This window comes from Bacillus sp. JJ1533 (assembly GCF_036965045.1).
Taxonomy (GTDB): Bacteria; Bacillota; Bacilli; order Bacillales; family Bacillaceae_L; genus Ferdinandcohnia.
The window spans coordinates 1-24,575 of record NZ_JBALOV010000025.1; the positions used below are offsets into that span (position 1 = coordinate 1).

The 24,575-nt window shown below is 38.7% G+C and carries 26 protein-coding genes; 8 read left to right on the plus strand and 18 right to left on the minus strand.

Features of this window, described 5'->3' with window-relative positions; all coding sequences use genetic code 11:
* Positions 1 to 106 precede the first annotated feature (106 nt).
* The 4 genes from V7138_RS12045 to V7138_RS12060 all read right to left on the minus strand — a co-directional run bounded on the left by V7138_RS12045 (position 107) and on the right by V7138_RS12060 (position 2,122).
* The gene (locus V7138_RS12045) at positions 107 to 463 is read right to left on the minus strand and encodes a hypothetical protein (RefSeq protein WP_335397527.1); all 357 of its coding nucleotides are present in this window, start codon (positions 461 to 463) and stop codon (positions 107 to 109) included.
* A 314-nt stretch (positions 464 to 777) separates the two neighbouring features.
* A complete protein-coding gene (locus V7138_RS12050; RefSeq protein ID WP_335397530.1) occupies positions 778 to 945 on the minus strand; it encodes a hypothetical protein in 168 nt (55 codons plus the stop codon).
* Positions 946 to 1,316: 371 nt separating this feature from the next.
* Positions 1,317 to 1,781, minus strand: coding sequence for an SRPBCC family protein (locus V7138_RS12055; protein WP_335397533.1), 465 nt, complete (start codon positions 1,779 to 1,781; stop codon positions 1,317 to 1,319).
* 2 nt (positions 1,782 to 1,783) lie between these two features.
* Positions 1,784 to 2,122 (minus strand): ArsR/SmtB family transcription factor, encoded by a 339-nt coding sequence (locus tag V7138_RS12060; RefSeq protein ID WP_335397536.1) that lies wholly within the window; start codon positions 2,120 to 2,122, stop codon positions 1,784 to 1,786.
* A gap of 393 nt (positions 2,123 to 2,515) precedes the next feature.
* Between V7138_RS12060 and V7138_RS12065 the strand changes: the two genes are divergently transcribed.
* The gene (locus V7138_RS12065) at positions 2,516 to 4,018 is read left to right on the plus strand and encodes an aminotransferase class V-fold PLP-dependent enzyme (RefSeq protein ID WP_335397539.1); all 1,503 of its coding nucleotides are present in this window, start codon (positions 2,516 to 2,518) and stop codon (positions 4,016 to 4,018) included.
* Between the two features lie 93 nt (positions 4,019 to 4,111).
* On the opposite strand, the gene V7138_RS12070 is transcribed toward V7138_RS12065, so the two are convergent.
* From V7138_RS12070 to V7138_RS12130, 13 genes are all read right to left on the minus strand, one after another.
* Entirely contained in the window at positions 4,112 to 4,705 is a 594-nt protein-coding gene (locus tag V7138_RS12070; RefSeq protein WP_335397542.1) for an NADPH-dependent FMN reductase, read from the minus strand.
* Positions 4,706 to 5,023: 318 nt separating this feature from the next.
* Entirely contained in the window at positions 5,024 to 5,608 is a 585-nt protein-coding gene (locus tag V7138_RS12075) for a putative ABC transporter permease (protein WP_335397545.1), read from the minus strand.
* Positions 5,609 to 5,712: 104 nt separating this feature from the next.
* Positions 5,713 to 6,903, minus strand: a complete 1,191-nt coding sequence (locus V7138_RS12080) for a DUF2812 domain-containing protein (RefSeq protein WP_335397548.1) — start codon at positions 6,901 to 6,903, stop codon at positions 5,713 to 5,715.
* Complete coding sequence (locus tag V7138_RS12085) at positions 6,896 to 7,216, minus strand: PadR family transcriptional regulator (protein ID WP_335397551.1); 321 nt, start codon at positions 7,214 to 7,216, stop codon at positions 6,896 to 6,898. The genes V7138_RS12080 and V7138_RS12085 overlap by 8 nt, the downstream gene beginning before the upstream one ends.
* A gap of 453 nt (positions 7,217 to 7,669) precedes the next feature.
* Positions 7,670 to 8,743 (minus strand): Ldh family oxidoreductase, encoded by a 1,074-nt coding sequence (locus V7138_RS12090; protein ID WP_335397553.1) that lies wholly within the window; start codon positions 8,741 to 8,743, stop codon positions 7,670 to 7,672.
* Between the two features lie 12 nt (positions 8,744 to 8,755).
* Complete coding sequence (locus tag V7138_RS12095) at positions 8,756 to 9,706, minus strand: hydroxyacid dehydrogenase (protein WP_335397556.1); 951 nt, start codon at positions 9,704 to 9,706, stop codon at positions 8,756 to 8,758.
* Positions 9,707 to 9,779: 73 nt separating this feature from the next.
* Positions 9,780 to 9,962, minus strand: coding sequence for a hypothetical protein (locus V7138_RS12100; protein WP_335397559.1), 183 nt, complete (start codon positions 9,960 to 9,962; stop codon positions 9,780 to 9,782).
* A gap of 12 nt (positions 9,963 to 9,974) precedes the next feature.
* Complete coding sequence (locus tag V7138_RS12105; protein WP_335397562.1) at positions 9,975 to 10,703, minus strand: FadR/GntR family transcriptional regulator; 729 nt, start codon at positions 10,701 to 10,703, stop codon at positions 9,975 to 9,977.
* Positions 10,704 to 11,098: 395 nt separating this feature from the next.
* Complete coding sequence (locus V7138_RS12110) at positions 11,099 to 12,118, minus strand: ABC transporter substrate-binding protein (RefSeq protein WP_335397565.1); 1,020 nt, start codon at positions 12,116 to 12,118, stop codon at positions 11,099 to 11,101.
* A gap of 45 nt (positions 12,119 to 12,163) precedes the next feature.
* Complete coding sequence (locus V7138_RS12115; RefSeq protein WP_335397567.1) at positions 12,164 to 13,015, minus strand: ABC transporter permease; 852 nt, start codon at positions 13,013 to 13,015, stop codon at positions 12,164 to 12,166.
* A gap of 22 nt (positions 13,016 to 13,037) precedes the next feature.
* The gene (locus tag V7138_RS12120; protein ID WP_335397571.1) at positions 13,038 to 13,877 is read right to left on the minus strand and encodes an ABC transporter ATP-binding protein; all 840 of its coding nucleotides are present in this window, start codon (positions 13,875 to 13,877) and stop codon (positions 13,038 to 13,040) included.
* A gap of 658 nt (positions 13,878 to 14,535) precedes the next feature.
* Positions 14,536 to 15,690, minus strand: a complete 1,155-nt coding sequence (locus V7138_RS12125; protein WP_335397573.1) for a UxaA family hydrolase — start codon at positions 15,688 to 15,690, stop codon at positions 14,536 to 14,538.
* A gap of 3 nt (positions 15,691 to 15,693) precedes the next feature.
* Positions 15,694 to 16,023: a UxaA family hydrolase gene (locus tag V7138_RS12130; RefSeq protein ID WP_335397576.1), complete on the minus strand. Its 330-nt coding sequence runs from the start codon at positions 16,021 to 16,023 to the stop codon at positions 15,694 to 15,696.
* A gap of 712 nt (positions 16,024 to 16,735) precedes the next feature.
* On the opposite strand from V7138_RS12130, the gene V7138_RS12135 reads away from it, so the two are divergent.
* The 7 genes from V7138_RS12135 to V7138_RS12165 all read left to right on the plus strand — a co-directional run bounded on the left by V7138_RS12135 (position 16,736) and on the right by V7138_RS12165 (position 23,319).
* On the plus strand, positions 16,736 to 17,458 hold the full coding sequence (locus tag V7138_RS12135) for a succinate dehydrogenase/fumarate reductase iron-sulfur subunit (RefSeq protein ID WP_335397578.1): 723 nt from the start codon (positions 16,736 to 16,738) through the stop codon (positions 17,456 to 17,458).
* Positions 17,459 to 17,488: 30 nt separating this feature from the next.
* On the plus strand, positions 17,489 to 17,863 hold the full coding sequence (locus tag V7138_RS12140) for a hypothetical protein (RefSeq protein ID WP_335397581.1): 375 nt from the start codon (positions 17,489 to 17,491) through the stop codon (positions 17,861 to 17,863).
* Between the two features lie 38 nt (positions 17,864 to 17,901).
* The gene (locus tag V7138_RS12145) at positions 17,902 to 19,647 is read left to right on the plus strand and encodes an FAD-binding protein (RefSeq protein ID WP_335397582.1); all 1,746 of its coding nucleotides are present in this window, start codon (positions 17,902 to 17,904) and stop codon (positions 19,645 to 19,647) included.
* 21 nt (positions 19,648 to 19,668) lie between these two features.
* Positions 19,669 to 20,592: a fumarate hydratase gene (locus V7138_RS12150; protein ID WP_335397585.1), complete on the plus strand. Its 924-nt coding sequence runs from the start codon at positions 19,669 to 19,671 to the stop codon at positions 20,590 to 20,592.
* Between the two features lie 179 nt (positions 20,593 to 20,771).
* Positions 20,772 to 21,818: a YeiH family protein gene (locus tag V7138_RS12155; RefSeq protein WP_335397587.1), complete on the plus strand. Its 1,047-nt coding sequence runs from the start codon at positions 20,772 to 20,774 to the stop codon at positions 21,816 to 21,818.
* Between the two features lie 71 nt (positions 21,819 to 21,889).
* Positions 21,890 to 22,486 (plus strand): fumarate hydratase C-terminal domain-containing protein, encoded by a 597-nt coding sequence (locus V7138_RS12160; protein ID WP_335397590.1) that lies wholly within the window; start codon positions 21,890 to 21,892, stop codon positions 22,484 to 22,486.
* Positions 22,487 to 22,587: 101 nt separating this feature from the next.
* A complete protein-coding gene (locus tag V7138_RS12165) occupies positions 22,588 to 23,319 on the plus strand; it encodes a sulfite exporter TauE/SafE family protein (protein WP_335397593.1) in 732 nt (243 codons plus the stop codon).
* Positions 23,320 to 23,443: 124 nt separating this feature from the next.
* Here the strand turns inward: V7138_RS12165 and V7138_RS12170 are convergent, their stop codons facing one another.
* Positions 23,444 to 24,214: a sulfite exporter TauE/SafE family protein gene (locus V7138_RS12170; RefSeq protein WP_335397596.1), complete on the minus strand. Its 771-nt coding sequence runs from the start codon at positions 24,212 to 24,214 to the stop codon at positions 23,444 to 23,446.
* Positions 24,215 to 24,575 lie beyond the last annotated feature (361 nt).

A 24,575-nucleotide genomic window follows, 5' to 3' on the forward strand; every position in this document is an offset into this window, starting at 1 on the left:
ATTCAATTGCGATGATATTTAAGGTGTTAAAACCTGTTATATTTATAGCGCTAATTTGCTATTTGCACCTTAAAACAGAACCCATTATCAAACTTAACCTGGCTTTTTATTTTGAACTCCCCATCATTCTCATTATTAGTTTTTTAGGCAATTCATAATGAGCTATTAATATAAGCAAATATAAATCGAATAACCAAATATTTGTGCTTAAATCATAATCCTCTTTATTTATTTTCTTTTCGAATTCATTCATCAAACCTATTAATAAAGCACAAACAAGAAAATATAGATATTGTGTTAACACATAAACCCAATCTTCTTGAGTTTCTCCTATTGCAGCAATCCCTGAAAATACAGATACTACGAAGAACCAGATACTCAATAATGTAGATATAACTAAAATAACAAATCGAACAAGCCCAAAAATATATAAGGCGAGCGTTTTTATTTGTATCACCACCATATGTAAATATCCTTCGGCAAAGGCCAATAATTCTAGATATGTTTTTGCATCTTATTTTAGAACTCCTCTATTTTACACCACAATATAAGAAGGTTTATCACTCGTTTTGGATATTTCAACTAATTATCCTGATCATCTTTTTCTAGGTTAAATGACAACAGATTTAAAACGGTACCTTTTTTAACGGGTTCTGTTTTGAAGTAAAAAACTAAAAATAGATGGGAAAATAGCAAGTTAAATCTCATACTAAAAACACCGACATTAGTAACGGTGTTTTTGGTATTTATTCTTGTTTAACTAAAGCACCAGTTAGCTTAATACTCATTATTTAAATCAATTCTCTCTTTTACCTTCTTATCCGTATTTATGTCTTTCCACTCAATAGTCATATAAATATCACTTACATCATCCATTTTAATTGTTTCGCCATCTTTGTTTAGTGGAGCATCGCCTTCAATAGTTCCAGTGTTTATTTGTGACACATCAGTTTCGCTTCCAGTAACTTTCTTCGCCTGTATTACTGTATCCTCACCATTTATTACAGCATTAACTTCAAAATAGAAATAATCTGTTTTTTTTAGAAGCTATAGAAGGTGGGGCTTATGAACTTTATTTTATTCCTGGAAATAAAACTGGAATGAATACCAAAGGTTGCAAGATTATTAAACTTGTTGAAAGGCAGTTTATGTTGCCAGCCTATAAAATAAACTGCACAAAATCATCATATATTGATGGTTTTAAGATTTCGGTTCTTACTTTGGAAAAATCCAAGATTCAATTAAACCTCATCGCTAATTTAATCATTCAACAAAAAAGGTGCATTAATCCTTCTTGAATCAACGCACCCATTTGTTTAAGTATATTTTTTCACAATATTATCGAGTGCGTCGGACCAGCCGTCGTAAACGTACTGATCGCCTGGGTGACCTGCGAATCCTCGCAGGTGAAAAATCATCTCAGTTCGGTCGCCGTGTTCGATAAGGGTTAAGGTCACGACAGGGGAGTTCTCGACAGGAGCATCGGGGTAACCCCATGTAAAAACGAGCCGTTTGAATGGTACGACCTCGAGAAACACACCTCCGGTTGGATACTCCTCGCCGGTCTCAATGTTGACCATCGTGTAGCGGTAACGTCCGCCTTCCCGAACGTCGAAGAAGATAGTCTCTAGGGGTGTTGAAGGCAACCATTCGGCGAGTTCCTTCTCCTCGGTCCAAGCGCGCCACACGAGCTCGCGGCGGGCGTTCAGGATGCGGGTAATGGTAAATTCCGGTTCAGATGTGGGCATGTTCGTTGTTCCTCCTTTGTGATCATTTGACATGTTCATTGTTCCTCCTTTGTGGTCATGGTCTTGAGGTGTTCTTCCAGTGCGTCGAAGCGCAGGTTCCACTCACGGCGGTGCTTCTCGACCCAGGCTGATACCTCATCGAGAGGCTCGGTGCGCATATTCAGGGTCCGCCACTGGGCGTTTGTTGTACGTTCAATCAGCCCTGCTCGCTCCAGTACTTTGAGGTGCTGGGAGATCGCGGGTGCGCTTATCTCGAAGAGCTCGGCGACCTCCCCGACTGTGGCAGCCCTCTTTGACAGCCTGGTCAGGATGTTTCGGCGCGTCGGATCGGCGAGCGCAGCGAAGATGAGGCTGAGTGTGTCCTTTGCAGCCAATTAAACAACTCCTTAATTAAGGTTATGATTAAATATAAATCACAATGTGTATTCGTGTCAATTGTTTTTCTCCATATTTTACCACAAGGGATAGTGAAATATTTGACTAGCTCTATCCATGCCTGACCATCTGGCATCCCCAATCCTAAACATGCCGTTTTGACATCATTAATCCCAACTATTCTGTCCAAATTCATATACGAATTCGACTGCTAATTAACGTGTTATTTAACTTTTTGTACTCGAAAACAGAACCCGTTACCTTTATTTACCTCTTTTCTTATTGGGCTACCCTATGCTGTTACTCTTTCCTTTGGTTTAAAAATAATAAACGATGCAAAAGAACCCTGCATATATTGGAATACAAAATAAAAAGTGTAAGGTGGGAAACAAATGATCACAGCCAACATTGGGAGTAAAACCTTTCGATTCCCGGAAACCCTTGAAGAATATTTTCAACCATTCCGTTCACATGTGATTGGATTGAACCAAGATTTTGATTCCCCCTACGGAAAAAAGAAAATCATTTATGCCGACTGGACAGCAAGTGGGCGATTATATCAGCCTATCGAAAAAAAAATATCCGAGGGTTTTGGGCCTTTTATGGCCAATACCCATACAGAGTCGAATATAACCAGTTTAATGATGACTGGGCTATACAAGCATTCAAAAAAAATGATTAAGGAGCATGTTAATGCAGATAAATATGATGTAGTAATCTTAGATGGTTTTGGGATGACTTCGGTGGTCAATAAACTGCAACGAATTTTAGGGCTAAGAGTACCAGAAATTTGGAGAAATCATCTGCAGCTTCCAGAAAAGGAAAGACCGGTCATTTTCATGACCCATATGGAACATCATTCAAATCAAACATCTTGGCTCGAAACACTTGGAGAAGTGATATTGATAAACCCGGATAGGGAAGGAAAGGTGGACTTAAATCATTTAGAACAACTGCTGAATGTTTATAAGGACCGGCAATTGAAAATAGGTTCTTTCACAGCGTGTTCAAATGTAACAGGCATTCAAACCCCTTATCACCAGCTCGCCAAGCTTATGCATCAACATGGAGGACTCTGCTTTATTGATTTTGCAGCATCCGCACCATATGTCGAGATCAATATGCATCCCGATGATCCGCTTGAAAAGCTTGATGCGATATTTTTCTCACCACATAAGTTCTTAGGCGGTCCAGGAACAAGTGGAGTATTGGTCTTTGATTCTAGAATTTACAAGAATAAAGTCCCAGATCACCCCGGCGGAGGAACGGTGTTATGGACCGATCCCTGGGGGGAACATAAATATTTCGATGACATAGAGATGAGAGAAGATGGCGGAACTCCGGGGATTCTACAGTCCATTCGGACCGCACTTTGTCTGAATTTGAAAAATAAAATGGGGATAACAAATATTTTAAATAGAGAAAAAGAACTGCTTAGTCTTTTATTTTACCACTTGGAAAAGTTTCCAGAGGTTCATATATTAGCTGGAAATATTAAGGATAGGATCGGTATAGTCTCGTTTTATATTGAATCCATTCATTATAATTTAATTGTTCGTCTTTTAAACGACAAATATGGTATTCAGGTTAGAGGCGGATGTTCATGTGCTGGAACATATGGTCATTATCTCTTAAATATCAATAAATCGACTTCCAAACAAATTAGTGAAAAAATTGCTCATGGGGATATGTCTGCTAAACCTGGGTGGGTTCGCTTTTCAATCCATCCAATTATGACAGACGAGGAAATACTATCCTTTATTCATGCGATAAGGGAAATTATCGAAAACATTGATGAGTGGAAAAAAGACTACGTTTATGATCCAGTAAGTAATGATTATTTTTATATTCACCATCATCGGGAAGATATGTCGCCTTTTTTTCGATTTAAATGATTTTTTATGAAACGGGTACCTTTAGTTAAACAAGAACAAACACATAAAAAAACAGGATGGCCCAATAATAGGGCTGATCCTGTTTTTTCGTTATTAGCGAACTGTTTTTAATGCTCCGCTCCAAGATACTACTTGGTCTAACATTAGGTTAACGTTGTCCAAGTGTAGATCTTGCGGCTTGAACTCAGAACCATTTTCGAAGTCAGTGAATAATGAAAGTGTTGGATGTGTACGAACGTCCGCAATCATTAATTCACCCATGATTCCACGTAGGTGTTCTGCAGCACGTGCACCACCAGTTGAACCGTAACTTACAATACCAGCAGCTTTGTTGTTCCAAGCTTCACGAGCTAGGTCTAACGCATTTTTCAATGCACCAGTGATAGAGTGGTTATATTCTTGAACGATGAATACAAATCCATCAAGATTAGCTAATTTTTCGTTCCAAGCAGCGATTCCAGGTGCATCAGCTTCACCTAAGAATGGTAATTTGAAGTCTGCGATGTCTACGATTTCGTAGTTTGCATCTCCACGCTTATCAGCGATTTCTTTTACCCATGCTCCTACTTGAGGACTTACGCGTCCTTGACGAGTACTACCTAAAATAATACCAATGTTTAATTTTTCGTTTGACATTACTTTTTCCTCCTTTTGTTGGTTACCAAAAAGTTTATCTAATAAACCCATGATGTCTCTCCTTTTTTATATTAAAGGATATTTATGTAAAATACCTTTAATCCTTTTATCTTAGAAGTAAATATCTTAACTTCAAGATAAACATTATAGTAAAAATAGACTCTTGTCAACCAAAAGACCTAAAAAGATTTTAATTTAAAAAACGCCTGGATAAACTAAGCGCTACCAACCTCAATAATCAACGTTTTCCTCTTGTCGCTTCATTCTTATAAAGAACCGGAATAAGTTCACAATTTATCAAAAATGACTTATGGTTCGGTTGTTTTATAAAAAAAGACCAAATCAATAATGATTTGATCAAGTTATGAATTAATGAATTGGATTTCCTGCACGTACATTTTCAGGAATATGCCTTCTAATCGCAAATAGAAACTCGCCTAGGAAATAGAGTGCGACCGTTGGCCAGATCCACGCCCAATAGTTTCCCACGGTCCCATACAACGCCCCAAGCACTGGTTGAACATAAGAAAGGCACACCAACGATAATGCAATCCAACAAACTGAATAGGAAAAACAAATATGTCCATGCAGCTGCCATTTATGCCCGGAGTAATCCCACCATTTCCGGTCAAAAAACCACTCAAGAAGGAATCCGCTACTATACTCCACGATTGTTGGAATGAGAAAGCAAAGAATCAACACTGCAGACCAATGCATATCTTTTCCTACTAAAAAGATGAGCAGAAGGGGTGCGAACCCGTACATTGGTTTAAAGGGTCCAAAGAAAAAGTTATCCTTAAAAAATACTCTTTTCCTTGCATAGTTATAGCTGTTTTCAAGGAGCCACCCTAAAAACGAATAAATGGTGAAGAAAAAGACGATAGCCATCACCCCATCCCATGATAGGAGGACAGGCATCTCAAATTCAAAACCAGTAACTAAACTCTGCAACACCGACAAATCACCTCAATGATAATATTTACCTTTAGGATTTGCGCGTTGTTGGTTAAATATACCTGTTCAACATCATTTTTCACCACGATTTTGCAGGTGATAAATCATTCTGAAATCTTCATTTTCATGGCTTTTACTACCGAATCAACGTCAGCATAGCCATAATAACGAACATATATGACGTCTTTTCCTTTGGAAGCGTAGACTTCTTTAAAATCCTCTCCCTTTCTAACAATCAATGTTTCAAAGCTTGGATTCTTTGTTTCAACATAATCTTCCATCCTATTATCATAGTTATGTCTTTTTATTAAATCAGAAATTAGATGGTCGGCCATACTTGGAAAACTCAAGTGATAATACTTTGTTTCTATACTTGGTGAATATTCACCGCTCTTGTCTTTCCACTTTTCTCCTGGTATCAGACCACTTTCATCAGTTTGATATTGGACTGGTGCAAATGGACTCCAATTAGATGTATACCGATTGGACCAATCCACATTGTCCCTCATATATTCAGACTCCCCTCGAACTAAGGCTGGATTTTGCTCTATATCTGCTAATCTTACAATCGGTAGGTTAAGACCTCCTTCAGGCAACGTTTTCGTATCCATTTTAATTAGTTGTGTAAATGCAAATATGGCGGTTAATGCAGCAACAATTGTAAAAAGGAATGCGATAATTGAATTTAACCGATGGCTCTTTTTCCATGGAACATGATGTTCAATCTGTTTCCCTTCAATTAAGCTTTTTCGCAAAGTGCGTATGGAGATAGCTGCTAACAATGAATTAAAGGCCTGATATCCGATGATAATGGACAAAATCGTTTGTGGAATAACTAACCCTTCAACCAAAATATAAGTGGGTGTCGCATCCAGAAACCAAACCGAAGACAACATGCCAAGTATTAAAAGTAAACCAATAACCACGAAACCTGCATTTAACGCTAATTTCTTATCTAGTTCCGTTAATGTAAAAGACTGCTCAGCTGGGTCGGTATGTATCTCGGGTGCATCAAGCTCTTCAGGGGATGAAAACACTTGAAAATATTGATAACTTGTCACATAGTCCCAGCCACTTTCCGCATACATCTCAATCTGTTCTGGTGAACTTTTCTTTTTCATCGATACATCTACTCGATATCTCATTTTTTTAGGTTCACCTTTGACAAAATGCGCAAAAAACTTACCCATTTTTTTGAGATGTAACCCTTCGGCTGCCATGTCTTGAAACCAGCTCTCATGCTCACCGATTCGCCAATAATCACTGGGACGAATTTTTCGGACAATCTTATTCATTCCCGTCATCCCCCTCTAGAATATTACCGTCCTGTATCATCGATTTGAGTCGATCATACTCCACTCTTAATGCCTGTTCACCTTCTGCAGTAATTTCATACGTCTTTCTTCTGCCGTCATCTTCTGCTAATGAAATGAGTCCGTCCTTTTGCATCCTTGATAGCACGCCGTAAAGAGTCCCCGGCCCCATTTTTACCCTGCCATTTGAAACCTCTGAAATGGCCTGCATCAGTTGGTACCCATGGTTTGGATGCATTAATGCTAGTAGTACATAGTACATTGCTTCGGTCATTGGCCCTCCGCTATAAGCCATTCCTAACATCCCTTCTTTCGTTGGACGAGCAGTGATTCCCATACGTCCCAGACATATTATGTATCTCGATATTATGCATTACGATATATCGTATAACATAATAATACTTTAAAAAATTCCTTATGTAAATATGAAATAATGAAAAGGGCCCTACTGACAATTTCTTGTTAGTAGAACCCAATTATTAGCCTAACTCTAATTGTTAACAATTACGCGAGACTTATTGCAACTCTCGAATTGAAGACTTACAGATATTGATTTGATTTTTTAAGCGTATTCGAATTATAAGGAAAAAGATGAAGGTCCGAACGTACATATTTCGAAAACGCTAGTGGTGGAAAATCAATGTGGAAATTTAATAGGCATTGTCAAATCTACAAGAAAATGCCACAGAGACACAGGGATTTATCTCTGTCTCATTTTCCAATGTGATAGTCTTAGCGTTAAACATGGTTACACATTTTTCGGAAATCGAATACCATATATCTCGCCCAAGTGAGTCAACTCTTCCACTACTTGTTCCGGTAAAGGTATGCCCTCTTTCATCCTGTGATCATATTCTCTTTTTCTTCTCTCACCAGGATAGCGAATTTCATCAGTACCCGGGACTTTCGGTATATTCTTCATGGCTTGTAATAATTCTCCCATTGAACTAGTAAACTCTTCGATTGGCATAAACTTTTCAATATCAATAAGGATGAAAAAGTGGCCAACATTGGCATGGTCTGTTTTCTCTTCTTGATATATGCTCGTGACATTCGGTCCAAATGCAGCACCTGTTAAAATGCCTGTTAAAATTTCAACGGCCATTGCAAGTGCAGAGCCTTTTGCCCCTCCTAATGGTAAAACAGCCCCGCGCAATGCTTCAGCGGCATCATTTGTCATATTACCATTTTCATCTATTGCCCACCCGTCCGGTATCCTTTTACCCTGTTTCTCGGCAGCAATAATTTTTCCTCTAGCAACGACGCTTGTTGACATATCGATAATAACAGGGACATCATCTCCCGTCGGAAATCCAAAAGCGATCGGATTTGTTCCAAAAAATGCCTGACGTCCACCCCACGGCGGGATCCCTGAAGGGGAATTGGTAAACGCAAGTGCTGCAAGCTTGTGGTCACATGCCATCTGACAATAATAAGATGCTGTCCCGAAATGATTACTATTATTAACCGTTATCCCAGCCATCCCCGTCTCTTTTGCCATTCCGATCCCCCGTGTTATTGCCTCGGAACCAACAATATGTCCTAACCCATTGTCGCCATTCACCGTTAGGACGGAAAGACCCTTTTTAGAAAATTGGATTTTCGGTTGTGGGTTTATCCGGTTTTCACTCATTCGTTGACAATAAATGCCTAATCTCGTTAGTCCGTGGCTATCAATCCCTTCCAAATTTGCTCGAATCAATGTGTCTGCTGCTAATTTCGCATGCTCGCGTGAAACGCCAATTTCTGTCAAGATCTCAATCGTAAATTGAATTAATTCTGTTGCTTCAAATCTGCTAATCTTACTAGTTTCTATGCTCATTTATATATCCCCTTATACAAGACATCGCGACCCTGTCCCATCAAGCACTTTTCCAACCTCTTTTGCAACTAATAAGGATATCCGACCTTGAGACTCGTTCGTCAGCCCGGCAATATGCGGTGAAAAAATGACGTTGTCCAATTGTAGCAGCGGGTTCATCTTATCGATCGGCTCCGATTCCAAAACATCTAAATATGCTCCCGCTATCGTTCCTTCTTTCAATGCATAGTAAAGGGCTTCTTCATCTATAATCCCACCCCTAGAGGTGTTTATTATATAAGCCGATTGTTTCATGGAGGATAGCTGTGACGCAGATATTAATTTTTTTGTTGATGAGGTAAGTGGTACATGTATAGATATAAAGTCAGCCGAGATTAACACATCTTCCAAAGTATATTTCAATTGAACGGATGTTTCTGCAACGATATGATCAAATGGGGTTAAAAAAGGATCGTATCCGATCACATTCATGCCGAACGCTTTTGCCCGTTTCGCAACGCGGTGGGAAATCTCGCCGAGCCCTACGAGCCCAACCACCTTATCAAAAATTTCGCTTCCAGTATGTTTCTTCCTGTCCCAGTTTCCTTTTCTAACATCTTCATTTGCTAAAAAAAGCGGCCGGTTCGCCATCAATATTGCAGCCATCACATATTCTGCAACAGAGGTGGCGTTCGCATTACGAGGAACTACCGTTTGAATTCCGCGTTTTTTTGCATCATCTACTGCAATATTTTCCAATCCGACACCTAACCTGCCAATTACCTTTAGTTCAGGAGCCTTCTCAAGCAGCTCTTTATCAACCCTTGTTTGATTCCGTACAATGAGTGCATCAACATCAATGACACGCTCTAGAAGGCCCCTGCGGTCATTCCATAAATGTGGTTCGTAATGAACATCAAAGCCCCGACTTTTCAATTCCACAAGTCCTTCTTCCCACATTATTTCGGTGACCAAAACTTTCATAATCTTTCCTCCCTCTATAAATTTATTTTTCATTTGATAACTTGCTTATTCTTTTTATATCTTCGCCACTTGCTTAACAGCAAATGGATGCCCAACCACAAACGAAAATAAACATTTCCAACGGCATCATTAGTTTCCAAAAATCCATAGGATAACCTAATACTTTATATGTAATCTCGGCGCTCTTCGCGTGGGTAGCATGTGAAAGTTCATAAGTACCACCGCCGATAATGGCAACATCCACCGTACAGCCCATTCCCAGTCGCACTTATAAATTTAATCTTGCATGGTTCATTTTAGAAATAATATCCTCTCTCACACTTTCTAAATGATGAATCATTTGACTCTCAGCTACTGCAATTTGCTTCCACATAATGGCCTCAACAATCCGTTCATGTTCTTTAATTGATTTATAGAGGCGGCCAGGAATATCAATCGTTTCTTTATGAACCTCGTTTAACATATCCATTAAGTTAAGCATAATGCGATGGAGAATCGAGTTTCCAGAGAATTCGGCTAGCATTAAATGAAACTCTCGATCTGCTTTTGCTAACAGGGGAGCAGCTTGTTTAATATCCTTGTTTTTAAATAGTTTCAAAGATTTTTGAACATGATTTTGAAGGGTTTCGATTTGATTTTCACTTGCAAATTCGGCGACCCACTTGACACTTTGCGATTCCAACAATATCCGAATGTCAAACAACTCCAGTATTTGGTCACTTTTCATAAAAAAAGTGGCCGCCCATTGATCTATCGTTTTCATTTTGCTCGATACGAACACTCCAGAACCATGTTTAATTTGAACATAACCAAGCGTTGATAAAATTTTATATGCTTCCCTTACGGTGTTCCGGCTAATGTTCAATCGTTCAGACATTTCCCGTTCGGAAGGTAGTTTTTCCTCTGGGACAATTCTTCCCTCGACAATCAGTTCCTTTATATACTCGACAACATTATCTGTTACTGAAGCTCTTGAAAAATTCTTGCTTTCAAACATATTGATCCCCCTATGCATTTGAACTCGGTGTAGAAATATTCCCCTTTTTTACTGCCTATTTTTCTTTATTTCATGAAGGCTATTAAATACAGTGAAGTTTTCGAAAATCATTACTGAATTATTTACCTTATCTACAAGATTTCGATTCTGTTCGCCTAGATGAGTTCAGAGGCTACAATATATAAGTAGTCACAAAACCCCGTGAATATACACCCTTATGCATATTCACGGGGTTTTGCTTATCTAGTCAATGTCAAATTCAAGCATTTTTGCAAAGTGCTCGAGCACCGTGATCATGATGGTATGGAATATAAGTTGAATTTTACACGTACAAGCGCCACTCCGATCCGTGTCAAGAATGAAGTAGTCCGATATTATCATCTTTCGAAAGACCTTTAGCATTTGCCAGGATTGCCTAGAGTATCATGTAAGATATCCTCACAAGCTGGTATTTTTTCAATCATTCCCAACTCCTTCATGACCTCAGCAAAATCGATGAATCCATTGGGCTCGGAAGTATATTTAATAGAGTCTTGCGTTATCCATTCTTTATACTGTTCTGCCGAAGGACTTCCGTCGGAGTCTCTTGAAAGAATTTCAGCGGCTTGATCTGGATCATCGTTGAGCAAAGCAATCGCACGTTGAATGTTTTCGTATAAGACATCCATTATTTCACGGTTATCGTTATAGTAATCTTCTGTAACCCAAATACTATTGAAGGTGTGTTCCCCGAAAAGATCATAACTTTTTAAAATTATGTGTGCACCCTCAGCTTCCTCTTGCATTTGGTATGGCGGGGCCGTGAGATGCGCAGAAATTTGATCACTTAACAGTGCTTGCATAGCGGTTGGGTGCTCTAATGCGACAATATTTTCATCTAAACTTCTTGCGTCACCCAATTGATCAAGCGCACCTTTTCGTAAAACAACAGATTGAATTGAATCCAGCCCGGGCATCGCAATTTGATCTTTTGGGCCGAAGTCTTCTAGAGTTTTTTTGTTTGGATCTTTACCCATAAGCCATAACTCCATGTTGTCCATTGAACTCAAGATTTTCCAGTTTACTCCCTTATCCCAACCGAGAAGAAAAGGACCAATTCCGCCTGCACCAACCTGAATTTGACCCGCAATTAGACCATCTCTTATCGCAGCACCCGAAGCCAAGGTTTTCCATTCAATATTTACATTAGGCAGCTCTTCATCAAGCCAAGCCATTTCCCTTAAAATAGTTAATGGAGCATATCCAAGACCAGGTTGAACAACAATGGTCATGTCTTGCTTGGCAGCGTTACCTTCGCCATCTTTTTGATTAGTTTTTTCCGATGAACCGCCTCCGCATGCTGCAAGAAACAGAAACATGGTGAATGCTATTAACATAATAAAGAAATTTCTCTTTGAACCCCGGACTTTCAACATCAATCTACACCCCTTTTCCAATTTTCAGCATACTGAAAATTTGTTTTATTTATCCTCAGCCTTCATACCCCACCTGATAACGGTTTTCTTCTCAATTTGATTGAACATCACATCAAACAATATCCCGATCAAAGAAATCGTTACAAGACCGGCAAACATATCAGGAATTTTCAAGAAGAAACGCGCCTCGCTGATAAAAAAGCCAAGACCTCCTCCGCTGCCCGCAACACCAAAAACCAACTCTGCTGCAATAATGGTCCGCCAACCAAATGCCCACCCTGTCTTTAGACCTGAGATCATGTGTGGTAACGCAGCTGGCATGTAAACGTCTTTTACCAATTTCCATCCCCGCAGTCCCAAATTTCTCCCTACCATCAGAATTGTTGGAGAAACCGTGCGAAAGCCCATGCTAACGTTGATTGCGATTGGCCATGTGATTGCATTAGCTAGTACAAAAACTAGAGCAGTAGGGGTTAACCCAAACCAAATAATTGCGAGAGGCAACACACCAATTGCTGGAATTGGATTTAATACCGACGTAAGTAAATTAAGTAAATCACTGCCTATTTGCGTCCAAGTAGCAAGAGTAGTTAATATTGCAGCTACAACAATCCCAATTAACATACCGAGTAGTAATATTTTCATTGTAGCTATAGTTACGCTCAAAAGAGTCCCATCTATCCAATTTTGCCCGAGTACTTTTCCAATTTCCGAGGGACTTGATAAGAGTAAAGGGTTTACATTCATAACCTTAAAAATAATTTCCCACAATAGCAGAATAACGACTAAAAGAAGTGTTTGTCTTACCCATGCGGGTAACTGGGTCCATGAAAGATTATTTCGTTTTACTTTACTGTTCACTGGAGCTTCTTTAAGAACCTTACTTTCTACCGACACATTTGTCCCCCCCTAATTAATTCTAGCTTCCTAGCAGTTTACGCAAGTGTTGTTGTACCTCTATGGATTCATCACTTTCCAAGTTTTTGGCCTTTTCGCCAACATTGACAATCTCCGCAATGTACGATGGTGGATGAGTTAGTACGATGATTCGATCACCAAGAAGCACTGCCTCTTCAATACTATGAGTTACAAAAAAGATAGTCACACGTGTTTTTTCAGCAATTAACCTTAGCTCTTCCTGCAAGCGAGTCCTTGTAAGCGCATCCAACGCACCGAATGGTTCATCCATTAAGAGCATTGAAGGTTCAAGGGCAAGAGCACGTGCAATCGCTACACGTTGTTTCATACCACCAGACAACTGATGAGGATATAGATCATGAGCCCTTGTAAGCCCCGTCATTTCAAGGTAGTATTTTGCACTATCAATGGCTTCGCTCTTTTTCCGACCGGTGATACGCAGGGAATAAACTAAATTATCGAAAACTGTTCGCCAAGGAAAAAGTTGATCGTGCTCCTGAAAGACAACAGCACGGTCAGGCCCAGGCTCTAGGTCAGTACGTCCCGCAAGTAAAATATCTCCACCAATAGGCTTGTTATATCCAGCAATCGTTTTTAACAAAGTCGATTTCCCACATCCCGAAGGACCAATCATCATTATTTTTTCTCCAGACCGAATATCAAAGCTAATATCATTGATTACTAGATTAAATTCATTTCCAACTTCGTACCCAATCCTTACATTTTTCACGGATAATAATTGTTGTGGCTGTGCGTTATTTTTATTTTCTCTTTGCTTAACTGCTTGGGTATCGTCATAAAAGCTTCTATCTAGCGTGGGTAATTGTTGTTGATTTCCCATCACGTACTGACCTCCTTATAATTTGAAGTCGAACAAATTTAACTGAACCTGGAAAGCTAAAGCAATTTAATAGTTTTTACTGCTACCTTATAGGAAATCCAGACTTCTACATTATGTTCGGACAACAGGTATGTGGTATTACCGATAGTTATTGAGTTTTTCCCAAATTTACAAATTAGGTGTTGGGATTTCTCCTATAAGAATGGCAACCATCTTTTTCAAATTCTCTGTTATTATCAACTTGTTTAAGGTCGCCTCACTATGCACCATTGATACCTCTTCCTACCAAAACGCTAGCCATTTCCTGTATGTATACTCCACCAGCTCCAAGAGCGAGAGGAAATACGTAATATGATTTGAACCAATCGCTTTATGTAAAGGAAGTTTTAAAAAAATAGAGAGGCACCGGAACAACAATAAATCCGGTAGCAACTCCCATTATTCTACCAATCACTTCTGTTAAAAGACGAGGACAACCGTTAAATTTTCGTCCTCTAGGTGAAAAATATTGAGTTAGTTTTTTAAAAGGTCCTACCTCTTCGTGATTTAACATTAACAGATGTGGTTCTTTTTGAGTATATTTGATGCATAATACTTCATTTACAGCATTACATTACCATTAATTAACTTTTGTGAATAGGTATAAAGTTATATTTTCTTATGCACTGCGGTACAATCTAGTTAGGACAAATTCTTTGTGGCCGAGTACTTCTGCACATGTCATTCTTCCATTAACTGTCCGGGCGAGGCATTCCATTAAGTCGTCCCCTGCTTCTGATAACGTTTTTTCACGGGCCAATAATCCAGATACATCCACGTCAATATGCTCTGACATCGTCTCAGCAGTAATTTGGTTTGCTGTAATTTTGATCACCGGCACAATTGGATTTCCGATAACGTTTCCTTGCCCAGTCGGGAAGAAATGTACCACTGCCCCACCCGCTCCCATTAATGTAATACACTCTGCAGCAGCAGATGATGTATCCATGAAATACAACCCTGGACCTTCTGTTGGAGTTTCAGCCATTTCCAAAGCACCGATAATTTCCTTAGTACCTGTCTTAGCAATATTACCAAGCGCTTTCTCTTCTATTGTGGAAAGTCCCCCCGCTATATTCCCTTGAGTCGGCTGTGAACCAAGCAGGTCTGCACCTGTTCCCTCAATTTCGTCCACATAGTTTTGATAAATAGATTCAAAACGTTCGCGAACAGCCGGTGAGGCTGCACGTGCTGCAATCAGATGCTCCCCGCCAGTCAATTCAGGTGTTTCACCGAAGAAGACTGTAGCTCCCGCATCTACTAAGCGGTCAACGGCTTGAGACACAGTCGGGCACGAACCTAATCCAGTTGTCGTATCAGATTCTCCACACTTGATACTAACCGTTAACTCACTAAGTTCAATCGGTTCTCTTTGTAGCTCAGATGCCCAATGGACATATTCCTTCGCCTTCCAAGATGCATTTTTAATTGTTTCAAAATCCCCGTTTCTCTCGATAGAGAAATAGGAAACTGGTTTTCCAGTTTCAGCAATCCCGTCAGCAATTCGTTTCGCCCAGTTTTCCTCAATTCCAATTATCACAACAGCTGCTACGTTTGGATTGGAACCGATTCCAATCATTGTTTTAAAGAAAAGGTCCAAATCCGGCCCGTATTGAAGTCTCCCATAGGCGTGCGGCAAAGCAATTGTTCCTTGAACGTTGTTTGCTACGGATTCACACGCAGCATTTGAAATATCATCTACTGGTAAAATTACAACATAATTTCTTACACCGACTTTTCCATTTTCTCTACGATATCCATATAACTGCATCATCCATTACCACCTTTGAGTTTTAATATTATGGGTATGTACATAATCACCCTGCTCCCATCGCTGGGTAGTAACGCCAATTTCAATGCCATATTTCAATACTGGTGTACCTAAATCTAATGCTTGAAGAGCAATTTTATGCCCATACGGAATATTACCTTTTGCAACTACCTCGACTGTTGAATTGTCACCCATGTTCACACCGATGACCTTTTCACCTTCTTTAATGTTGCTCGTAGCCACCCCTACATGATCGCCTGGATTGTGAATGAGAAAATCGTGTTTTATTGACGGCTTCTTTTCACCAACAGCTGCAGCTGAACTTACTTTGCTCACTTCACATGCCTCCTTCATCATAATTAAATTTTAGGAGTAGGGTCATCCTAGGTACAGTGACCCTACCACTTGGGTATCATTAAATCATTTGCAGAAAAATTAGTCAATACCCACTTTTATGAATTTTCAGAATAGAATATAAAAACAATCCAATTATATTATTTCATAAAATTTTTGAAGAACTGTTTTGGCAGTATCCCAAAGCAGAAGTTTATTTACTAGAAAGCGTTATGTATAGGAAAAATGTACAACTACTTTTGTAAAGACGTATGTAATGATCACTAAGAAAATACTTTTAAAATATAGCGAAGTTTTTAAATATATTTTTTTGGTCTTTCTTTTGAATCTAAAAATTTTTAACCAACCACTACCGTCTGAAATTCCTTTTTCGTTTAAAAATACAGTTTTAGATACATAAACTTGTAAGCCTTCGAAATATGTTTACTTCGAGGACATCTAATAATACGCCAGCAATTATATGGTTATTGTGTTTTACAAATTTTCTATTCTCTTTAAAAATAAAATTAGTCAAAATATTTTTAAAATATTGAATTATGTACCAAATAGTGATTTAATAAATTTATATTGGTTGGGTCACTATGCCAGGAACTCAATGGTTAGGGAGAATTCCAATGGTTCTTCCATATCAAAGAAAAAGGAGGATAGAAGAAGTTAGATTCTTAATTTGCCACACAAATTGGGGGTATTGATAATGAATGATGTTGAAGTAACAGTTATGCGATTTGATCCACAAACAGACGATGAACCTAAGTATGAAGCATTTCAAATTGAAGCTAAAGAAAACATGACGGTACTGGATAGCTTGTTTTTAATCGTTGAGGATCAGGATCCTAGTTTATCTTTCCGGTGTGCTTGCAGACTTGGAATGTGCGGTTCCTGCGGGATGGTTATTAATGGTCGAGGCCGTTTAGCATGCCGAACTAAAATTGAACATTTAGGGGAGAAAATACTAGTTCAACCTATGAGGAACATGGACGTAATAAAAGATTTAGTCGTCAATATGGATAAATTCTTCCAAAATTGGGAGAAGGTAAAACCTTATTTTGTTCCTAAGGAAGATACGGATGAGTTTGCTATTATTCCTCCATCATCAGGAAGACGAGAAATCATAGATGAAAATCAAGATTGTATTACTTGCGGATTGTGTTTCCAATCCTGTAATACAGTTTCACTTAGAGGTGTCGATGAGTTTATTGGTCCAGCAGCCTTAAACCGAGCGTACAATTTGATTGCAGATGAAAGAGATGGAGCTAGAGAGGAAAGGCTAGACATGGTGGTAGAAACTGATGGTGCATTTGGTTGCCGATCTTTTAGTGCTTGTGTAGAAGTTTGTCCAAAAGGAATTAAACCAATGGCAACAATCCAGAAAATCAAAATGAAACAGTTGAAAAGAGCGATAGGTATGAAGTGGTAGGTTGACTAAACGATAGGAGATGGTTTGGTAATGACTTCAACTAGTTTGCAAACAAATAAAAATGTTCAAGATGTAAAGGTGAAACAACGCCCTTTTGTTGGCTATATTGCATGGATCGTTCAAAGAGTAACAGCGTTAATCCTGCTATTTTGTTTACCATTAAAAATCTATAGTGGTTATGCAATAGTTGGAAAACTTCCAGGCATCGGTGTATTCTCTGCACTACACTTAAACGCTTTATTAGATGCTCTCTTAATCTTTGCTTTAATTTTCCACGCTTTATATGGTTTTAGGGTAATTCTAATTGATATCGGTATTGTAAAAGATAATCGAAGTGTGTTTACTATTTTTACCGTTATTGGTGCGGTTTTATCTGCCCTCATGTTTTATGTCATTGTGTCCTAGTTACATATTATTATATTAAATTGACTAAAAAAGAGTAGGTGAACTCATTGGAACACGTAGAGACAGATATTCTAATTTTGGGAAGTGGCGGTGCTGGTTTATTTGCAGCTCATCATGCAGCTGATCAGGACCCCAATGTAAAAATTATCGTTTCAGCAAAAGGATTAATTGGAAAAAGCGGGTGTACCCGTATGGTACAAGGCGGATATAATGTTGTACTTCATCCAGATGACTCGTTTGAAAAGCATTTTAAGGATACGATCAAAGGTGGTGGCGGAATCAATGATCAGGAGCTGGCATGGACGCTAGTAAATGATGCGCCTAAAAGAATAAGAGAGTTAGAGACGAAAATGGGAGTCTTTTTTGATCGAAATGAAGATGGAACGATTCACCAAAAACCCTTTGCTGGTCAAACTTTCGACCGGACTGTTCACAAGGGAGACTTAACAGGAATTGAAATTATTTCTCGGATGCGTGATCAGCTTTATGCTAAACCAAACGTCACCGCGTGGGATGAAGTAAGGGCTATTGATATATTATTTGATGAAGAAAAACACAGAGTAGCCGGATGTTTAATGCTTAATATGAGAACCGGCGAATTTATTGTTGTTCACTGTAAAGCTGTTATTGTTGGGACGGGCGGTGCCGCCACAATGTACAAGATTGCAACACCTAGCCTTGAGAAATCAGGAGATGGAATGGCTATGTGTTACCGAGCAGGAACAGAGTTTTTGGATATGGAAATGATGCAATTCCATCCAACAGGACTGCTTGCTGAGAATTCACGGTTAAATGGGGGTGTACTCGAAGAAGGTCTTCGTGGAGCTGGGGGTTATTTAATAAATTCTCTCGGTGAAAGATTTATGAAAAATTACGACCCGGAACGTATGGAGCGCTCGACAAGAGATCGGGTTTCAAGAGCAGCCTACATGGAAATTATGGAAGGTCGCGGAACTCCGTTGGGTGGGGTATACGTGGATGTGTCCCACCTCGGTAAAGAAAATGTACGGCGAATGTTCCCTGGCATGGTAGAACGCTGCAGGGATGTTGGTAGGGATTTGAGTACGGAGCCAGTCGAAATCTCCCCCGCAGCCCACTTTCATATGGGAGGAGTAAGGATAACAAACAACTGTGAATCAAATATTGCCGGGTTATTTGTAGCCGGAGAGGATGCAGGTGGAGTCCATGGTGCAAACCGCCTAGGCGGAAATGGCGTTTGTGACTCAACTGTATTTGGTGCCAGAGCAGGTGATGCGGCCGTTTCCTATGTTAATACCATCGGTACTATTGGAAAAATATCGGATGCCCAAGTACAGTCCTTTATTGACGATATTGTAAAGCCTTTTAATAATGCGGAAGGTGAAAATCCTTTTTATATTCGTAATGATTTGAAAAACTTAATGTGGGAAAAAGTCGGTCTGGTCCGAAATGGGAAAGATCTAGAGATTGCTTTAGGTGAACTTAGATTATTAGAAAAGCGAATTGAGCGTGTATCTGTGAAAGGTTCACGACACTATAATCTAACATGGCAAGAATTCTTAAATGTTCGTAATCTGGTTACGATAGCCAAGATGGTTACAGCTAGTGCCCTAATGCGTACTGAAAGCAGAGGCTCTCACTACAGAGAGGATTATCAGGAAAGCAATGATGAACAATGGCTAAGTAATATATATGTGACCAAAGGCGAGGACGGCGAACCCCGCTATCATGTAGAAAAAACTAAACAAACCCGTATCGATGTGACAAGAATTGAAGGATATAAGATCGAAGTGGCTTCCAAATAACAAGTTAAGGAGTGGTCTTCTATGACAGTTGCCGATTATTCTGCAGATTATAAGCATGTTTGGGGCGTGGAAAAAGATTTTTATAAAAGTGTCGAGGAATCCTGCAAAACTCTTTATATTGAATCCCTTAAAGATTTACCACCTGATGTTAGAACTGCCTTGGAAAGAGCCTACGAGAATGAAGAATTAGAAAGTGGTAAAGAGATTCTCGCAACACTTATCAAGACTGTTTCCACTGCTGATGATAAAAAATTATTAATCTGCCAAGACACAGGAATTCCAGTATATTTTGTAAAAGTAGGAAATCAAGTGCGGTTTGATGGTCTAAGACTAGAGCAGGCAATTAGAAAAGGAACAGAACGGGCAACGCTGGAGCATCCATTAAGAAGCAGTATTGTAAACACATTAACAAGAAAAAACCATGGCACGTCTACCGGAAACCAAGTCCCTATTATTCATTATGAATTTGTGGAAGGGGATCAAATTGAAATTTTAATCGTTCCTAAGGGATCAGGTTCTGAAAACATGAGTTATTTAAAAATGTTAACGCCAGCCGCTGGCATTGAAGGGATTAAAAAATACGTCTTAGAATGTGTCTTTGAATCTGGCGCCAATCCATGTCCTCCTACTATCGTAGGAATCGGAATCGGTGGTACAGCAGACAAATGTGCGGCACTTGCAAAAAAGGCTGCGGCACGTGAAGTTGGTTCTCCTAATCCGGATCCAAATGTACGGAAACTAGAGGAGGAATTGTTTACATTAATAAATAAATTAGGATTGGGTGCGCAAGGTCTAGGAGGAAGTACGACAGCATTAGCAGTACATATTGAAGCAGCAGATACGCATATGACATGTAACCCTGTAGCTGTTAATATGATGTGTTGGCCTGCTCGAAGAATGAGAGCTATCTTCACTCAAGGGGAAGAACCTAGAATTTCATTTTAATGAGACTTCCCAAATGTTATTTGATCATTAAACCAAATCGGAGATTTATTTTTTGAAAATCACCTATTTAAGCTCAATTTCATTTCCCGATTAGGGAGATGAAATTGAGTAAAAGAGAACCTTATTCCTTTCATCCTTGGATATTACTGATAATCACTAATTAAGCTGGAGGTTTTCAGATGAGTAGCGAGCTTCAATTAGAAAAATCCACTGTCCCCTTTTCGAAAATACCATTTATTAAGTCACAGAATCTTCCAGGTATTAGTTTAACATTTGTTATTGGGCTGATCGCCCATTCTTTGGGAAAGGATTTCCCCCTAATCGGAGGAGCTGTCATTGCTATTGTTATCGGAGTCCTCATGAGACAGTTTCTTGTTGTTCCCGAAGAATTTTATCCTGGAATCGGCTTTACTCTTAAAAAATTATTAAAACTAGCTATTATTCTTCTTGGCTTTAGTTTCAGTTTTTCTGAGATCTTTCAGCTTGGAATAAATACGGCAATTATCGTATTAGTTGCAGTCAGCCTCGGAATTGGCTTAACCTATTTCATCGGCAGGCTATTTAAACTTAAAGGGAATATTCCTTTGCTCATTAGTTTAGGGACTGGAATATGTGGGGCCACAGCAATTGCTACTACAGGGCCAATCCTAAAAGCAAAAGATGAGGACATCGTCTATGCAATTAACACAATTTTCGCCTTTAATGTATTAGCTGTATTAATCTATCCCATTATTGGCCATTTGCTTTCCATGCCAGATAGTATGTTTGGGGCATGGGCAGGTATAGCAATCCATGACACCTCATCTGTTGTCGCAGCTGGTTATAGTTACAGTACAGAAGCTGGAGATGCATCTGTAGTTATTAAATTGATTAGAACCTTAATGCTTGTCCCAGTTGCTGTCCTATTATCAATCTTTATTTCCATAAAAAACAAAACGGCAAATTCCAATCAGAAAAAGGTAAAAATGAGCAGTGTCTTTCCATTCTTTATATTATTTTTTGCTGGAGCTGCTGCGATAAATACGACTTTCCCTTTGCCATCCATCTTCATCGAGCCCACTACTTTCATTGCGAAATTTTTCATTTTAATGGTCATGGCTAGTGTAGGTCTAGGAACTGATTTAAAAAAGATTAAATCTGTAGGGATACGCCCCTTAATGGTTGGTTTAATTTCATCCATTATCATGGGAGCTATCAGCTTGCTGTTAATTATTATCCTTTTTTAATAAATTTTATAGAATAATCATTTAGTTGCCTTTAGGTTACAAGGTTTGAAAAATTCAATAGGAGGGGTACTATGGCACATTATAGATTAAAGGCTCCGTTGACAGATGAAGATATTAAGAAATTATATGCAGGGGATACAGTCACTTTAGATGGGATCATTTTTGGAATCCGTGATGCAAATCTAATTCGCCTATTTGATAAGAAGGTAGAACTGCCAGCTGACCTTATTCCACAATTACAAGGATCTATCGGTCTCCATACAGCTCCGGGAGTCAGAAAGTTAGAGGACGGTACATATGAAAAGGTGAGCATTGGCACGACTACAAGCTATCGTATGGATCGCTTTACTAGGGGATTAATGCAAAATTATGGCATGAAGGTCATTATTGGAAAAGGAGGACTCCTCGAGGATGGGAGTCAGGCATGTATTGATTTTAATGGTTGTTATTTCTCTATCCTTGGGGGTTCGGCAGCATTGGAGACGACACAAGTAGAAGCCATTGAAGATGTATGGTGGGAAGACCTGATGCCTGAAGCCATATGGAAATTCAGGGTAAAGGATTTTGGTCCTTTAATTGTCTCTATTGATTCTCATGGAAACAATAAATACAAGGATATTAAGAAGATTGCAAGAGCAAATCTAGATAATATTTTAAGTCAAATTTAGATATGGAGAAATCAACGGATCAAGGCAAAAGTCCTACTTTAAATAGGATTCTTGCCTTTTAGTTCTAGTTTTTATAGTGTGATAAATAAGGGGGGCATTACATGGAGGAAGGCTGGATCTTCCTATTCTTGATTGTCCTAATATCTTCTTTACTGCAAACAAGTACGGGCTACGGATTTTCAGTTATAAGCACACCGTTTTTATTTTTGATCTATTCCGTTCATACGGCGATTCAGATTAATATTATTCTTTCCCTATGTCTTTCCTTATTTATGGTTTTTAAAATAGGAAAAGAAATCGATAAAGCCCTGTTAATACGTTTAATAAAAGGAAGTAGTGTAGGAACTCTCTTAGGAATTCCAATTTATCTTTATTTGGATGTCACCCTGCTAAAGATCATAGTGGGTGTACTGATTCTGATTTTCACAGTTCTTCTTATTTTAAAATTAACCATCCTCCAAACAAAGAAAAGGGACATCTTAACAGGTGGAATATCTGGCCTTCTAACGACAAGCATGGGAATACCCGGTCCGCCTCTGTTACTTTACTTTTCTGGGAGTGCAATGGATAAAGACAACTTTCGGAATACTCCATTGGTCTACAATCTCTTTGTCTATTTCATTAGCCTAATCTTACAAATCATATTTAGCGGTACAAGTTTAGTCGTTTGGAATGCTTCCCTGATTTCCATTCCTGCGCTTTTTTTAGGCATGTTGCTGGGGCAGTTCTTTTTTAAGATGGTCAGTCAGAGTACCTTTCGTTTGATTTCCTATCTGATTCTACTCTTTACAGGCGGTTATTTAATTATCATGAACTTCTTTATCATTACTTAAGGATAATTATAACTAGTTCTCCCCATAAGAAAAACACCTCCTGCATGTCGTTGAGAGGTGTTTTTTCCTTTGTTTCATTTAATTTGTCTCCCCACTTTGAACTGTACGTTTTTTTCTTTTTTTCTCAAAAATAAATATCAAAAAAAAGCTTAATACTTACAAGCAGAATTAAGTACGCAGCAATTCTCTTTAATGTGATTGAATTCAATCGTTTTGTTATACGTCCGCCAATTTGGGCCCCCGTGATTCCCCCTAAAATCAGCATAAATGCATAACCTATAGGAATAGTGCTGATACCCAGTTTAGTAATCAGACTCCCCGATGCTAAAAGAAAACAAATTAGCAGACTGGAACCTATTGCAGTTTTTATAGGAAGCTTGAAAATAAAAATCATAAGTGGTACAAAAATAAATCCTGCTGCAATTCCTACTAATCCCCCTGAAACACCTATTATAAAACTGGCCAGTACAGTAAGAATGATTGAAAAAATTGTAAAATTATAAGGTTCCGATTCCTCATTTGATTTATAGGGTATTTGCATTACAATGGCAGCCGTAACAGCCAGAAAAGCAAATATGGTACGTAAAAAAAAGTCAGAGGAATAGGAAGCTAATAGAACCCCAATGATGCCGCCAATAAACGCCGGAATACCCATGATTAAGACTACTTTCCGTTCGACAAGTTTGTGCCGAATATAATAAAATCCACCAGAAAGCGTTGAAAAAAAAGTTTGCATAATAGAAAAACCAGCTATCGTATGCATCGGAAAAGTTTTACCTGTCAGTAAAGGAAATACAAACATTAGCATAAAGACTAATATAATTCCTCCTCCAATTGATAACAAGCCCGTAAATATTCCAGATAAAAAACCGATCAACAACATAGTTACATACATCTTTGCGCTCCTTAATTTATTTCATGGTTAATCTCTAAACTCCTTTGGGTAGTCCTTATTTGAGCAGCATGAATTAAGCTATTATTGATCCTCGTCTATTGGAATAAAATTGGATCCGAATGATCAGTAAATATTATAGGTTCCAACTAAAATATATTTTAGATATTATGATAAATACACTTCGGAGAATAGGTAAATAACTCTTTAGTAATAAATTGGTTTGATAATGTTGATCACCCAAAGACCCAACCAATAGTTTTATTAAATCACATTTTTAATAAATATTCAATATTTTCACAATATTATATACACATTTTGCGTATAATCAACTACTCATCTCATGAATATAACTAAAGTGTAT

What these genes read in the sequence shown, in the direction of transcription:
- V7138_RS12045 (WP_335397527.1), bottom strand. Translation starts at nt 463, where the DNA reads ATGGTGGTGATACAAATAAAAACGCTCGCCTTATATATTTTTGGGCTT.
- V7138_RS12055 (WP_335397533.1), bottom strand. Translation starts at nt 1,781, where the DNA reads ATGTCAAATGATCACAAAGGAGGAACAACGAACATGCCCACATCTGAA.
- V7138_RS12065 (WP_335397539.1), top strand. Translation starts at nt 2,516, where the DNA reads ATGATCACAGCCAACATTGGGAGTAAAACCTTTCGATTCCCGGAAACC.
- V7138_RS12070 (WP_335397542.1), bottom strand. Translation starts at nt 4,705, where the DNA reads ATGGGTTTATTAGATAAACTTTTTGGTAACCAACAAAAGGAGGAAAAA.
- V7138_RS12080 (WP_335397548.1), bottom strand. Translation starts at nt 6,903, where the DNA reads ATGAATAAGATTGTCCGAAAAATTCGTCCCAGTGATTATTGGCGAATC.
- V7138_RS12085 (WP_335397551.1), bottom strand. Translation starts at nt 7,216, where the DNA reads ATGGCTTATAGCGGAGGGCCAATGACCGAAGCAATGTACTATGTACTA.
- V7138_RS12090 (WP_335397553.1), bottom strand. Translation starts at nt 8,743, where the DNA reads ATGAGCATAGAAACTAGTAAGATTAGCAGATTTGAAGCAACAGAATTA.
- V7138_RS12095 (WP_335397556.1), bottom strand. Translation starts at nt 9,706, where the DNA reads ATGAAAGTTTTGGTCACCGAAATAATGTGGGAAGAAGGACTTGTGGAA.
- V7138_RS12100 (WP_335397559.1), bottom strand. Translation starts at nt 9,962, where the DNA reads ATGGGCTGTACGGTGGATGTTGCCATTATCGGCGGTGGTACTTATGAA.
- V7138_RS12105 (WP_335397562.1), bottom strand. Translation starts at nt 10,703, where the DNA reads ATGTTTGAAAGCAAGAATTTTTCAAGAGCTTCAGTAACAGATAATGTT.
- V7138_RS12110 (WP_335397565.1), bottom strand. Translation starts at nt 12,118, where the DNA reads ATGTTGAAAGTCCGGGGTTCAAAGAGAAATTTCTTTATTATGTTAATA.
- V7138_RS12120 (WP_335397571.1), bottom strand. Translation starts at nt 13,877, where the DNA reads ATGGGAAATCAACAACAATTACCCACGCTAGATAGAAGCTTTTATGAC.
- V7138_RS12125 (WP_335397573.1), bottom strand. Translation starts at nt 15,690, where the DNA reads ATGATGCAGTTATATGGATATCGTAGAGAAAATGGAAAAGTCGGTGTA.
- V7138_RS12135 (WP_335397578.1), top strand. Translation starts at nt 16,736, where the DNA reads ATGAATGATGTTGAAGTAACAGTTATGCGATTTGATCCACAAACAGAC.
- V7138_RS12140 (WP_335397581.1), top strand. Translation starts at nt 17,489, where the DNA reads ATGACTTCAACTAGTTTGCAAACAAATAAAAATGTTCAAGATGTAAAG.
- V7138_RS12150 (WP_335397585.1), top strand. Translation starts at nt 19,669, where the DNA reads ATGACAGTTGCCGATTATTCTGCAGATTATAAGCATGTTTGGGGCGTG.
- V7138_RS12155 (WP_335397587.1), top strand. Translation starts at nt 20,772, where the DNA reads ATGAGTAGCGAGCTTCAATTAGAAAAATCCACTGTCCCCTTTTCGAAA.
- V7138_RS12160 (WP_335397590.1), top strand. Translation starts at nt 21,890, where the DNA reads ATGGCACATTATAGATTAAAGGCTCCGTTGACAGATGAAGATATTAAG.
- V7138_RS12165 (WP_335397593.1), top strand. Translation starts at nt 22,588, where the DNA reads ATGGAGGAAGGCTGGATCTTCCTATTCTTGATTGTCCTAATATCTTCT.
- V7138_RS12170 (WP_335397596.1), bottom strand. Translation starts at nt 24,214, where the DNA reads ATGTATGTAACTATGTTGTTGATCGGTTTTTTATCTGGAATATTTACG.